18 protein-coding genes are annotated in these 13,150 nt (G+C 43.7%); all 18 read left to right on the forward strand.

Features of this window, described 5'->3' with window-relative positions; translation table 11 throughout:
• Positions 1-184: 184 nt before the first annotated feature.
• The 18 genes from ACQ4M5_RS21850 to ACQ4M5_RS21935 all read left to right on the forward strand — a co-directional run bounded on the left by ACQ4M5_RS21850 (position 185) and on the right by ACQ4M5_RS21935 (position 13,042).
• On the forward strand, positions 185-448 hold the full coding sequence (locus ACQ4M5_RS21850; RefSeq protein WP_430677782.1) for a hypothetical protein: 264 nt from the start codon (positions 185-187) through the stop codon (positions 446-448).
• A 61-nt stretch (positions 449-509) separates the two neighbouring features.
• Positions 510-818: a hypothetical protein gene (locus ACQ4M5_RS21855; RefSeq protein WP_430677783.1), complete on the forward strand. Its 309-nt coding sequence runs from the start codon at positions 510-512 to the stop codon at positions 816-818.
• A 187-nt stretch (positions 819-1,005) separates the two neighbouring features.
• Positions 1,006-1,341, forward strand: a complete 336-nt coding sequence (locus ACQ4M5_RS21860; protein WP_430677784.1) for a hypothetical protein — start codon at positions 1,006-1,008, stop codon at positions 1,339-1,341.
• A 202-nt stretch (positions 1,342-1,543) separates the two neighbouring features.
• Positions 1,544-1,945 (forward strand): hypothetical protein, encoded by a 402-nt coding sequence (locus ACQ4M5_RS21865; RefSeq protein ID WP_430677785.1) that lies wholly within the window; start codon positions 1,544-1,546, stop codon positions 1,943-1,945.
• 224 nt (positions 1,946-2,169) lie between these two features.
• Entirely contained in the window at positions 2,170-2,691 is a 522-nt protein-coding gene (locus tag ACQ4M5_RS21870; protein WP_430677786.1) for a hypothetical protein, read from the forward strand.
• Between the two features lie 52 nt (positions 2,692-2,743).
• Positions 2,744-3,073: a hypothetical protein gene (locus ACQ4M5_RS21875; RefSeq protein ID WP_430677787.1), complete on the forward strand. Its 330-nt coding sequence runs from the start codon at positions 2,744-2,746 to the stop codon at positions 3,071-3,073.
• 144 nt (positions 3,074-3,217) lie between these two features.
• Positions 3,218-4,672, forward strand: a complete 1,455-nt coding sequence (locus tag ACQ4M5_RS21880; RefSeq protein ID WP_430677788.1) for an NACHT domain-containing protein — start codon at positions 3,218-3,220, stop codon at positions 4,670-4,672.
• Positions 4,673-4,867: 195 nt separating this feature from the next.
• Positions 4,868-5,398, forward strand: coding sequence for a hypothetical protein (locus ACQ4M5_RS21885; protein WP_430677789.1), 531 nt, complete (start codon positions 4,868-4,870; stop codon positions 5,396-5,398).
• Between the two features lie 313 nt (positions 5,399-5,711).
• The gene (locus ACQ4M5_RS21890) at positions 5,712-6,053 is read left to right on the forward strand and encodes a DUF6283 family protein (RefSeq protein WP_430677790.1); all 342 of its coding nucleotides are present in this window, start codon (positions 5,712-5,714) and stop codon (positions 6,051-6,053) included.
• A 156-nt stretch (positions 6,054-6,209) separates the two neighbouring features.
• Positions 6,210-6,692 (forward strand): hypothetical protein, encoded by a 483-nt coding sequence (locus tag ACQ4M5_RS21895; protein ID WP_430677791.1) that lies wholly within the window; start codon positions 6,210-6,212, stop codon positions 6,690-6,692.
• A gap of 13 nt (positions 6,693-6,705) precedes the next feature.
• Entirely contained in the window at positions 6,706-7,413 is a 708-nt protein-coding gene (locus tag ACQ4M5_RS21900; protein WP_430677792.1) for a hypothetical protein, read from the forward strand.
• A 55-nt stretch (positions 7,414-7,468) separates the two neighbouring features.
• Entirely contained in the window at positions 7,469-7,693 is a 225-nt protein-coding gene (locus tag ACQ4M5_RS21905; protein ID WP_430677794.1) for a hypothetical protein, read from the forward strand.
• 64 nt (positions 7,694-7,757) lie between these two features.
• Complete coding sequence (locus ACQ4M5_RS21910; protein ID WP_430677795.1) at positions 7,758-8,762, forward strand: endo-1,4-beta-xylanase; 1,005 nt, start codon at positions 7,758-7,760, stop codon at positions 8,760-8,762.
• A 156-nt stretch (positions 8,763-8,918) separates the two neighbouring features.
• Positions 8,919-9,194: a hypothetical protein gene (locus ACQ4M5_RS21915; protein ID WP_430677796.1), complete on the forward strand. Its 276-nt coding sequence runs from the start codon at positions 8,919-8,921 to the stop codon at positions 9,192-9,194.
• A 21-nt stretch (positions 9,195-9,215) separates the two neighbouring features.
• A complete protein-coding gene (locus ACQ4M5_RS21920) occupies positions 9,216-10,136 on the forward strand; it encodes a hypothetical protein (protein WP_430677797.1) in 921 nt (306 codons plus the stop codon).
• A gap of 466 nt (positions 10,137-10,602) precedes the next feature.
• The gene (locus tag ACQ4M5_RS21925; RefSeq protein WP_430677798.1) at positions 10,603-10,827 is read left to right on the forward strand and encodes a hypothetical protein; all 225 of its coding nucleotides are present in this window, start codon (positions 10,603-10,605) and stop codon (positions 10,825-10,827) included.
• A gap of 165 nt (positions 10,828-10,992) precedes the next feature.
• The gene (locus tag ACQ4M5_RS21930; RefSeq protein WP_430677799.1) at positions 10,993-11,499 is read left to right on the forward strand and encodes a hypothetical protein; all 507 of its coding nucleotides are present in this window, start codon (positions 10,993-10,995) and stop codon (positions 11,497-11,499) included.
• 238 nt (positions 11,500-11,737) lie between these two features.
• Positions 11,738-13,042, forward strand: coding sequence for a hypothetical protein (locus ACQ4M5_RS21935; RefSeq protein WP_430677800.1), 1,305 nt, complete (start codon positions 11,738-11,740; stop codon positions 13,040-13,042).
• Positions 13,043-13,150: the final 108 nt, after the last annotated feature.

The following is a 13,150-nucleotide window of genomic DNA, read 5'->3' on the forward strand; positions in this document are numbered from 1 at the left end:
CAAATTGCAAACGATGAATCAAGAATGAAAGCTTCATTTTACTGAAATCACCCCCTGTTCCGATCTGGCACACCAGCACGATCGACGCTTGAGTATCGTAATACTGAACTTTGGCTACCGCCAACCTGAAATGAACTCCAGTGCGGTTTTAGCGGAGCGAAGTGGGGGTGTCACGGAGAACCTAATGAAACAACAGCTTAATGGTTTACAGCTCATCCCGGGTTGGTATCTAACTGGAATTTATCCCTACCGTTCAGCAATGGTCAAATCACCCATGATTGAGCTACCGCAGCCTGTAGTCGATTCAATTGATTCCGGCTTAGCAGATTATCGGTTATCCGACAATCACATTGTCTTAGAAATGACAGATTTAAACCATTCATTCTACGTGATGCGCTCAGATGGAGTCCAAAAGCTCTCTTTCACTGTGGAGGAAAAGGATTGGTAGGTGTTAAAAACTAACAGCAGCAAGACCAAAATTACCCACATTAGGAATACCAGAACACACAATGAATCATCTACCGCTGTCGCTGCCGGAACTTGAACTTGTTCGACGATCAATGCGGGAGGTTCTAGTCGGAATCGCAAACCGAATGAAATATAATCTTACCGATGAAGCAGCAGATTTACTCTATCTAGAAGCCTCAGAACTCATTCAGTTTGCACATGCTCCCTGTACCGTTATGCACGTTGCACTCTGTTTACTTGACTACCGAGTTCTTCAAGATGAGACAGGAATGCTCGAATTCATGACGCAGATTAAATCTTGTCAACACGTTACCGATGTCGAAAAGACCGTTAAAGCAATCTTGGAGTAGGATACTTAACCATTGAAAACGACGAGTGGCTTCTAGAACACAAAGGAATTGCCGATTTAATGGGAAAAGTAATCGACCCGAACACTCAACCTAATCCGAAGTCGGTTGCTTTTGTTGTCTTTCTTACAAAACGAATCAATTTCAGTTTATAAACACGCAGGCAGGAAATAATATCTGGAGAAACCTAATGAAATACGAGCAAGACTGGGCTGCAATCTGCGATCGGCTGATCGAACGTGAAAAAGAATATTACGCCCGTATCAGTACGATTCTCGCTGAATCCGACAATCGCCGTCGCATTGCAGAAGCAGGAATGCCGATTCTTTGGCGGCAGCGATTTATGTTAACGGATACAGAACAAGTCGAGCAGCAACTTGAAGAATACGGTCGTCAAGCCCGTGCAGGATCAGTGGAGTATGGAATAGAGACGGCATTGGCTGTCCGTATATTAGCAAACCTTCCTGATCTAGAAAATTTTAACCAATCCGATTTTCAGAGCCTTCTTTCGAAGAATGATAGCTGACAGTGTAAACAAAACCTCAAACCGCGACATTAATTGGGTAATACAAAGCTTAATCGCTGAAATTGGTAGTTAACAACTGCTACATCGGCAGCAGACTGAGGATAACCTGAACCTGGTTGTTGTTAGAACGTAAAATCATTGACTTCGAACTAGAACTCAGAATGATACCCAAAGGCTAGAGCACCACACAAAGAAGATAATAATGGTCAAGATTCAAAGTAATATCTTCCCAATCAAATCCTGGTCAGACTTCTGCATTTTCTGCGTTAACTGGGGGCTAACCGCAACATCTGAGAATGCAGATCGGACACTTGTATCGTTTTCCGGTGAACAGGAAGGCTACTACACAACTCGTGTAGTAGACAAGTGGGATGAAGAAAAACAAGAGTATGTCTTGCAGCCAGAAATTTACTTCTGGACTGAACTAACAACGTTACTGCCGCTGAATTCATTTCTGCTGTATTACGAAGAAGGAGATGTAGTATATCTCGATGCGATCGATACGCTGATAAACAGAGCAGTTCTAGACGTTCCTTCGTTGACTCAGGCAGTACTTGATCCGAAGCAGTCTCTAAAAGAATGGACTGAACGTTGTCGAAGATAAAAGACGTTCCAGCAGCAGCATGAAAATTTAGCAGTACGATCTGGCTTTTCGTTCTAAAACGAGACTCGGCTACAAAGAGTTTCGAGTTTGAGGCGCACTCGGTATTGTGATCTGCAGCAAAGAAAAAGCAACCCCTGAAACGAGTCAGCGATCGCTGACTCGTTCCAAAATTAGTTCAAAAGGGATCATCATCCCGCAAACCCTAGATTGCCAATAAATTCATAATGAACACGTCTAACCTAACAGTTTCCCTTTCACTCGAGATTCCTCCGATTCTAAGTGAAGAAGAAGCCATGCAAGGACTCGCAAGCCTTAATGCCCTAATTGAGTTCCAAGTTGAAATTAAGCAAAAACAGAATAAAATTCTGCAGGAATGCTGTGAATTCTTTTCGTGCTATCTGATTGAAGTCATTCGGTTTATCGAAGCGCAACCTGACACAGCACAGGCTGCCATTAAACTGCTCAATTCTGCTGAACCCATCCAAATTGAGCGTCAATCGATCACGCTCGCGTTACCCCCCTTATGGCATCAAGGTCAAGCTCATTTTCAAGTATCTACGCCCACACAGCTCATCTTCTACGGTAATCCAAGGAATGTTGAACCTGACAAAAAAGCAGTTCTCCTTCTCAATGGACCTAAGAACCACAAAGCGATGATGACAACCGATAGCCTAAATCCTGGATTTGGCTTAGGCTTCGATGAATTAGCTGCTAAGTCTGACCTAGCCTGCCAATTTTACCCATAAAGCCGATCACGCCTCAACCCCACCAAGCGAACTTACTCAACTAGAAACACCAATGGATCTAAATCACACCCACGAATCAGCGAAATATCGCTCAGCAAACCAGATTCTAGAAAAAGACTCCCAAGATTTAAGAGCGTACATCTATAAAAATCATCCCACACTCAATCCATTTGCGGTCGAAGCCTTTATTTGCTGTTATCAAGCAACCACAATCGCACTTTGGAAAAAGGCAGGCATTGAAAACTTTGACATTCCTTTAATTGAATATTTGGCAGAAGATCTGCAAGACAACGAGGCAGAAATCTCCGAATATGCAAGATTAACAGGGCAAGCATTACGGCAAGCAGTCAAAAGATTTGCAGGAGTGAGTCCAGAAGACTGATTCTTCGCGTTGGAGCATTAATTAAAAGCAGAACCCTCAACCTTGCTTACCCAACGCTGCTCTGCCAACAATCGGCCGGATGCCAAAGCTTGACGGCGAATCCTCCAACCCATGCTTTCACACCCCAACCGGACACCCACAATTATGACAACATATAGCCTCTCAGAAAAGGGATTAAAGCAAGTTCAGACAGCGCTGGCAGTCCACAACCTTACCATAACCAAACTCGCCAATAATATCGATGTATCTCGCGCTACAGTCAATAGTTTTCTACAAAGAAAACCCGTTCGAGCGAATAAAGCCCAACTGATTGCCAGCTATTTACAGCTAAATCTTAGCGACATTATCAGTGCCTCCACGACAAACGAAGAAACCGTCAGCATTGTGTTTCGACAAACTCTAATAAGAGCGCTTGTCCAGCGGTATCACACCGCAACAGACTGGTTTCGTATTTCCATCATGTCTCGCCCGCAGCAGCTCAGCTCCGTTTACATCGAACCCGATCAGTATCGAATGTCTAAAGCTCGGCGAGGATCGCGTAGTATACTGACCCAGAAAGCTGCCACTTCAATTCTCGAAACCGGAAGTTTTAGGCAGATTGAGCCAGAACGTACTCCAGTCCGGATCAAGCCTGGGGATCACACCTTGATTGTCGGCAATAGCGGTATCGGCAAAACCGCCTTGCTCAAGCGGCTCACACAGCAAGCTCTGCTCTCACCCGAACGCCCGACGCTGCCTTTTTTGATCGACCTTGATGATTTTGAAGCGGAAAAATGTGCGTTGCAATTCGATGTCAAAATCATCGAACAAGTTGCACAGTTAACCAGCACAACCGTCGAAAACGTCGAGAAACAGGTAATTACGCTACTACAATCGGGAGAAATCTGGCTCTTGCTAGACAATCTTGATCAAGTGCAAAACTCACGAAGCATTGTTACAGCAATCAAGACGTTTGCTTGCAAATATCCGAACACCACGATCGTGGTAGCCTCTCGACTACCTCACTTCTTTTGGGTGGAATCATTTAATGTCGTTGAACTCGCAGGCTTTAGCCTTGATCAGATTCATCAATTTGTTTATCAATGGTTTAGTGTCCGAGGCATACCGGAAGCTAGCGAACAATTTATCGCGCAGCTTGGTGATTGCCCAGTACTACAGGAGTTCTGCACAGCCCCGGCAATGCTTATTCTATTCGTCAATCTATTCGAAGAATCACCTTCAATTCAGTTTAAAGATTGCCAAGAATCCTGGGTTGACCTTGCTTTAAGATTTCTGATTCGGGACTGGGACCATTCTCAGGGGAAATGGCAGCCAATTTCCCCACTGTTCTCGAACGATCACAGTCTATCCGTATGGAGGCAAATTGCGAAGCAATTATCACCGCAACAACCCTTGTTTTCCAGCAAAGAGGTTAAAGCCGCCCTAGTTGGATACTTTCGCACAAAGCCTCAAGTTACAAGCGAATGGATAGACCAGATCAATAGCGACGAGTTTGTTACCATGACACAACTACGAACAGGACTTATCGAAGAACGGTATAGCGATCTCTACTCATTTCGGTTTTGGGAGTTACAGCAGCTTCTTGCTGAAGCAGATTGAACCAGAGAGCCGATTTCGCTCTATGCTGAAAGGATCAAATAATCTTCGGAATACGATGATGACAAAAAACAACAAGCTAACTAAAAAATCGTTGCCATGTCAACTGACATAAAGCCATAGCGTCCAAGAGAGAAGAGATCAAACAGCTTCACTTTACCTAAGACAACCAACGTTAGTTTCACTAGAACAACTGATATGTTAAGAAAACTTCAACTCAGGACTCCCGGTTACGATCATCGGTTCCAGATTCAAAATAGAGCGCTTCGGCAACCGTTCACATGGTGGGCTTTTCAGCCTGATTATGAAGCAGTAGAACTGTTAGATGATCTTGGCATTAGCACTTGTTCTCCAAAATTGGATCAGATTTTACGATTGGTCGGCAGCTACGCAACACTATGGATCGGAGACTGGGAAGGAAAGATCGCGCCGATGGACGTGGTTCCTGAAGGCTGGACTTATCCGAGTGGAAGATTGCTAGAGCGAGAGTGGTGGTCGCAATGGTATTTATGCGATCGCACAGAATCACAGGCAGTCGAGTTCATTAATATGAATCCATTTGAGGCGAGCAAAGTTCACTCTCCATTCAAAAGTGGACTTCCGTTTCAGATGCAGCATAGCTTAGGTAAAGTCAGTAGCATCAGTGCAATTGAAATCCAAAGACTACCAGATCTAGTCCACAAAGACATCAAATGGATTTTCGAATGGGACGTTGATAAACCCGAGTAGACCGTGGTAATTAATCAGTCGACGCATTCTTAAGTGCTCAGATTTCCAGTAAAAAATCATGAATATTGACCCCAATCAAACACTCGTTTTAGAGTTAAAAGATCGATACCTAGACCTGTTTCAGCGGATCCAGCTAGACTGCGCTACCCCTGAAGAAGTGATCACTTGGGTCGGTAGATCAGAACCCGTAGGGTTTAGTCTTGACGAACTGATCAACGCAGTCAAAGCGTTACCGTCAACCACAAAATAGCGGCTCGTTAGCTTGCTTGATCAGCTTATTTCCTTATGCTCAAAAAGAGTTTTCGTCAAACCAATGAAATTCAGCTTAACTCAACCCTGCAAGGATTGCCCATTTCGCATTTCACCGCTCTTTCATCTTGGAACAGAACGGAGAAAAGAGATTTCCGAAGCATTACAAGACGACACACAGACTTTTCCGTGTCATAAAACCTTGCAGCATCGCGAGCCGCAGCATTGTGCTGGAGCAATAATTGTATTGGAGAAAATGGGGATGCGATCAATTATGCTTCGGCTTGCAATGCGAACCGGAACATACGATCCAGGGCAATTGCAATGCTTAGACCAGGTTTACGACTCCTGGAAGACATTTGAATCAGCGGAAGAAATACAAGCCCCAGTTTCTGAGGAGAAATAGAGATCGAACCAACAAGTTATAGCTTCTACAGTTTCCATCGGGTGACAAACGACTCAAAAATTCGCTTCTATGAATAAGGCTGAAATCCCACACGGCTCGAAGCGTTCTTCTGCGGTTAAAGCAAACTCTCAGCAACCTTAGTTTACTAGAAAGCTCATGAAACGATTACTTCAGCAAATTGACTTATTTTTGATCGATCTTGTAAGCGACACAAGACTATATTGGACGCTTATTTTACTTCCATTCATCATGGCGCTGCTCAATATTCTTGCCAATAGCGTGATGCTTTCTAGTGCGGTCTACTTCGTTTCAGCACTGTTCTGGGTGGCGCGAGGACGAGTCAAGCACACGCAAAAGCAATGGAAAAGCTATCTTTATTGGATAGGAATTGCGCTGTACGCACCATACTTTATGTACATTGCCGTCGTCGAGAAACCAGGACTATACGGACACATTGCAAACGCAGGATATGTCATCGCGATTGTCATCGATCTGCTAACAAACAACGATCACAATGGCGGTTCCCGCCGCCGCAGTCTGCGTCAAGAATTAGAAGAAAGCTCAGTTCGAACAGAAACAAGCGAGAATTTAACCCTGTCTCTCAACGGGGAGACCAAGTTATTCCATACTCATTTATAAACACTATCTATCAATGACCACCTTTAAATTTCTGAGAGGAACAGCCGAACCTCAACCGATCGTGTATCTCTCTCTGCGATCATTTTGCGACACAACCGGAATAGAATATGAGCGAGCACATCGTTTAGTTGCGGCACAACCTGGTTTTAACGCCATCTTTCACTATACTCTGGATGAAGATATGATTCTAACACGACGCGACACAATGCTGCTGTTAGAAATGTTATTTGAGCTAAAGCTTCAGAAACAGTGGAATGATACAATCCGAAGTTCTCTAGTCGCAACGAAAAGCATACTCGGTGAAAACTACTTGTGGAAAGAACACTGGAACGATTGGGAAGCAGAAGCTCCAAAAGATATAATCGCCCATCACAAAGTCGACAATCTCTCCGTTTACATCTTTGCCGATAGAATTGTCAAAATTAGCGACGATAACCTATCAGGAGGTCATATCGTTGTATTGCAGTCGAGTGACGTTGAGTCCTTTCTAACGGCAGTGGAAAAGTATGTGAATCAGCTTCTAAACAATTCGCAACTTTCTGAGGAGCAAAGAACGCTAAACACTGAACATAGCGGAACGTTTTGCATTGTCGGCAAAGGCAGTGCAGTCATTTATGCACTAAAAGGTGGACTTTCGCGGAAGGGAACATCGATTCAGGTCTTGCCTCAAACAATCGCCACGTTGAAAAGGACAATCGCTGGAAGCCAAAACAAGATCTAGCCGATTAAACCCGATTACTCCCCTTAAAATAAAGTTGACCCTGTAGGAGAAAACAATGAATTTCTACTTAGTTTGCACAACTGGTGGCTACTACGCCAACGCTGACTATCAAGAACGAGGCTATAGCAAAGTCTCTGATATTCGGGGCGCACAAATCTTTGACTCAGCCGAAGAAGCTTTTCGCACTCGAGAAACCTCAATCGGAAAAAATACCTGGATGATCTGCTCTGAAGAGAAGTTAGCTCAAAACTTCGGAGTGCGTATCCAGAGGCAGATCTGAATCGATCTGGTCTGCTGAATGCTCTTGTAGAAAAACAATTGTGCAATTATGCTGACTACTAGCAATGAGTAATGTCGCGAGTTTGAAGCGAACAGCCGATTTTATCCGCCAGTTTTGGCTCCAGTCTCAACCCCGTGACCGAGAATTAGAGCTTGGTGCAAATTTTAGTCATCGATATGTAGCAGAATTGGGATTATCGTGGGAGTCTGTTTACGGAACTTTGGTAAATGCACTAGGTGTTCGCTACTTGAGAATCCCCACGTATTGGGATGAAATTGAGCCTTGCCGAAGGCAATTTGACTGGTCGCTACTTGATCGGATCTTAACGATTGCTGACGCAGCGCAAATTTCCGTAGTGCTTACCGTGGGACACCGATCTCCGCGATGGCCGGAATGCTACTGCCCTACTTGGGCAAAATCGCTCGATGATCATGAGTTTACCCAGTGTTTACTTCAATATGTAGCAACAGTTGTCGCACACACAAAGCATTTTAATTGCATCGAGGCTTGGCAACTTGAAAACGAGCCAACTGCAAGCCGATGGGGAGTGGGTTGTCGGGATCTTACAGCCATTTTACAAACTGAGATTGAAGTTGTGAAACAACAAGACCCACAGCGCCCGATACTTCTGACTTACCCAAATTTGCCCTGGTTAATTTCGATGCACCATCCGATCATCTCACTGGCTGACATTGTCGGAATCGATGTTTATAACACAGTGTATTTTAGGCATTCCCAGTACGCTGGCTACATCGATCTACTAAACTTGGGAATCGTTGCACCGCTTTCACTGCAGTATCAACGCCATTGTGCTGAAAAGTGTGCGAAAGAACTGTGGATTACAGAATTACAAGCTGAACCTTGGGGTCCCACTCACAATGCCACTTTATCAAGAACCGAATGGCAAAAATCGATGACACCAGCTAAATTGATACAGCTTGTCAACCAAGCTAGACAATCAGGAATCAGACGTGCTTATCTTTGGGGTGTTGAATGGTGGATTTTCGAGCAGGAGCAGCATGGAAATGCAGCAATGTGGGAGACCGGGAAATCACTCTTATGTCATTAGATTTCAGACCCCACTTCTAATATGGAAAGAACCATAAACAACTAGAAATTTTGGCTATTCGTCTTCTCCGGTTGATCCTGGTCTTGTCAAAGCCGTTGTCGAACTTTTTCCAAAGTTGAGGAATACCATATAGACGCTCAACAAGGAGAAATCTCGATGTCTGATTTAATTGCTCGTGCTGCGGACCGAGCCAGCGATCGCCCATTTTTCCTCGCCTCAGCCTTGAAGCAATATCAACACGAAAAGGAAGTTAGCAGAGAGAATTTGGCAATTCAGCTTGGCTGTACGACGGAAACCCTAGACAAACTCGCTCTTTGTCGAAAGCCAGAGACAAGTACAGAATTGGAGCAGATTGCTCAATACACAGGAATCGAGCTTGAAAAACTAGCCGAGATATCGCGAACACCGAGAAACCTTCCTAGAGGAAGCTAAAAGCACCAAATAATCCAAAAGATGAACACCGCAAAAAACTTTGAGCAAGCCTATCTTGTTCAGTGCCCAATGCCTGATTTGTTGATTTTTACAGCAAAGATTTATGTTGAGTCCAGATTTATCGGGCTATTTAATAATGCTGGAATTCCAGTCTGGACAGACGGTAAGACCAGCGATAGTTTTAACTCTTTGTGCTGGGAAAGATTAACCGAACATCCTGTCATCCAAAATGCTGTCGCACAAGTCAAAGCATTAGAGTCCCTAAATTTTGGTGGACACAATGAAAAAGCAACTCATCTGCTAATGCTCGACACCACAGAAAAACAGATGTTTGTGTTTCCGCGAAAAACAGGAATACAGCTTCTAAAGCAACAACATCCACATTCAACTTCAACTTCTAGTACCCCATTAAGCACAGAAGCAAAGGATAAAATTCTAATGCAGCGCCAAGTTAACGAACTGGCTCGATGCCTTGATCACTCTCTAGAGACATCTGAGAATTCGCCGCAGCCCCTTAAATCTTCTCGTCCAAGAAACTCAACACAGACAGTTTGCAACAATAGTGCAGAAAACACCAGGCTTGAAGCATACAATCAAGACCCAGGACAATTCTTTAAGCTAAGTAGAGGAAAAAAACTCTCTGAAACTCAAGAGAGCATCGAAAAGCGAATCAGCGGTAGAATATCAGCCCCGATCTTAAGGGAATCTCGATCTGGCGAATACTTTGTAGTTCCAGTCCTAAACTCAAGTGAAGCTGAACTTTTTCCAAAGAATAATCAATGGGGTAAGTACACTTTGAAATCAGCAGAAGCACTATTTCAAGTGTCAGGAACACAATCGTTGACCAGTAGCACTTTCATTTTAAAGAAACCTGCGAAAGTGCGACAGACTCCTGAACAAAAATGGGAGCTTGTCGCACTTGGGTTAATCGAATTCAATTAAGTTCTGAGATTGAAGTTTGGAGGTTAAAGCTCAAACGTTCGAGTTTTGAGGTGCAACGGTCGGGCTTTGAGCTTGGAAAATGGAGATAGAGGATCAATCTCTTCACGTCAAAGAGTGTTTACTGGAGGAGTTCAGCACAAAAATTCTGATGGCTGCATCAGCATCAGCACCGACTTCGAAGGACTCGCTTAGATTGACATGAAGCTCTTACTCGCTACCCACGTTTTTCTCTGGTTCATTAGCAACGATTCTCAGCTTCCTGCTAAATTTCAAACCAGCATTCAAAATCCCACTAATGATGCATTTAAAGCATGAGTGAAAAAGGGCAACAGAAAATCTGCAATGCGTATTGGATGTTTGCAAGCATGCAAGATTGCCTGAATGGAACACTCAGGATTATTCGCGCTACCGCGCCTATCGTCTTACCTGTAGCGCAAAAAATATCAACCTTAGCGAAACTTATTTCATGACACTCAAGCAAGAATCGCAAGACGATTTACAAAAGATTAGCGATCGGATCTCTTCCGTTGCCGACGCAATCGAAAAACAAGCCCAGCAAATCGATGAACAAGTCGGATACCTGCAGGAACTGGGTGATTTTGAGGGGACCTTTGGATTGATCGAGCAGGTCGATGAACTTAGGTCAATCGGCATGGTGCTAAAAAAGCTAACTCTACCTCAGATAATCTAGAGCAGGTAGGAAAAGCACCAATTACCCCATTGCTTCTCAAGCAACTTGTAAATTCTACAACGTTGAAACAGTCGTGGGTTAAACGAACGTGCTCTAATTTACGACAAAAATAAAGGAGAAAATTTTAGGTGCATCTTCAAACAGATAGAAACTGAACTCAAAGCAATGCCCCGTACAATCAACAGCCCTAAATTTCACTTGTCGGAATACCGAAAGTTCGAAAAGACACTCCCCGAACACTTGCAGCAGCAGTATTATCAGTTTTTCGGTCTAACTTTTAGTGTTCCACGCGCTCTATTTGTAATCCAGAAGTTTGGGCTACAGCCAGAAGACGCAGACCAAGACAGGATTGAGCTTTTAGCTAAAAATTTTGGCGTAAGCTACCCGCAAAGAACATCCGACGAAACCGCAAAACGCTCTTTGTTCGATCGCAACCTAAACGATGATTGGATCGAGACGCTGATTAATACGCCAGAGATCACTGAATACCCTCTGAGTCACGATCCAATCATCCTGATAGAAGCAACAATTGGAAAAGGCAAAGAAAAGAGACAAACTTGGTTTCTGACAGACGGAGGACATCGCCTTAGATATCACTACCTCACAGGCAAACCCTCACTGAAGGTGCATATGATAAAAGAGCCGTTTGCTCGACTAACCAGAATTAGATAAAACGTTCTAAGACTTGCCCCTGGCTAAGAGTGAGCATTGAAACCCGCCGATCTAGTAAAAGATCAGCAGAATTCCCCCAATCCCCGCTTCTGATTATCAGAAGCGGGGATTGCCTTTCGCCACTCATTTTGCCAGATAGAAGGCGGATCTTCTGCTGATCAAAGCTAAAGCAGATGCGGTGCGTAGTTACACTTTCCACGTCAAGGTCAGAAATATCAAGGTTTTCAAAGAATACGCTATGTTCACTTCAGCACTGATTAAAGCCTTACAGCAAGTTGCACCTGTGATCGATTCAAAATCATCACGTCCATCAGTCACAGATTTATGTGTGCAGATACAGATTCGGGACCAAACTTGTATTATTCGAGCTGGCAATCAATCAACCCAGATCTACACCCAAATTCCCAACATTGAAGGAGAAGCGTTTGAAGGCATTTTCTCTCACAAACTACTCACTGATTTTCTCAAAGTTTGTCCGGAATCGATTGAGTTAAGCGGAAACGCACAGCGTTTGATCATTAAATGTAAAGACTCGATGTACTACGAGTTTGGATCGATGCCTATCAAGTTTCAACCGATCCCTAAATTAGAAACCGCAAAAGCAGAAATTCAGATTGATGGGCAAGAATTAGTTACTGCACTCAAAGCAGCCCTGAAATTTGTGTCAACTCAAAAAATTGACACGGCGATCGCAGGAATTCATTTTGTCGCTCATAACAACAAAGCGACAATTACAGCAAGCGATGGATACTGTTACACTCAGCATAGCCTGACAGTGAAGGGGGACAACTGTTCCTTCATTCTCAGCGACCAACTCGCTCACGCGGTGGTAAAAAGCGAAGAATTGAGGCAAGCTTGTGCTCAACCAATCAACGTGAATATTTTTCAAGAATTTATTCAAGTCAAAAGCAAAAACATCTGCATTGTCAGCTGCTATAGCAATCAGCAGTACCCCGCACTACCATTGCAGCGAACTCATCAAAGCAACTGGTCAGCCTCTGTTCAACGCAGTAAGCTTACTAAGATCGTTCAGAGCCTAATTCAGCCCAAACTCAAGCTGATCTGGATAGAACTTGACTCAGTTAATCAGATGCTTTACTGCTCCAATGATCTAGGGAGTCTACAACTTCCGGGTCAAATTTCACAATCAACTTATATCCAACTCAACGCGAAATATCTAATCAAGGTTCTTCAATCGATCAAGACCTCTGAAGTTCTTTTAGAAATCACACACCCAGAACAGATATTAACGCTCAAGCCGATGAACAGATCAGAAACTCAGTATGGAATCATGCCAATAAAACTAAGTCAACCTTTACCAATGGTCCAACATCAGTGCTTCGACTCCACTAACTGTCCGTCTTGGGTAGTCACTCAAAACATCGATAAATATGCGACTGCCGAAGCACTACCATTAGAGCGTCAAAATCAAGCCTGGGTCGTTACCCGAGAAATTGATGAGTATAAACCCGCAGAGTCGATCGTTGTAGAAGAACTTCAACCTATCCCTGAAAAACAACTTGAATTTGTTTATAGCAATTAAGGAAAACTTGATAGCAGCCTGCTGTAATAGGGGGTAGTAACGTAATTTTCCACCGCCAAATCAATACCCAAACTGTTTTCTTCGCCTTTGTCAATTGTACGGTCACAC

Source organism: Leptolyngbya sp. AN10 (genome assembly GCF_050565645.1).
In the GTDB taxonomy this organism is placed as follows: Bacteria; Cyanobacteriota; Cyanobacteriia; order Leptolyngbyales; family Leptolyngbyaceae; genus Leptolyngbya.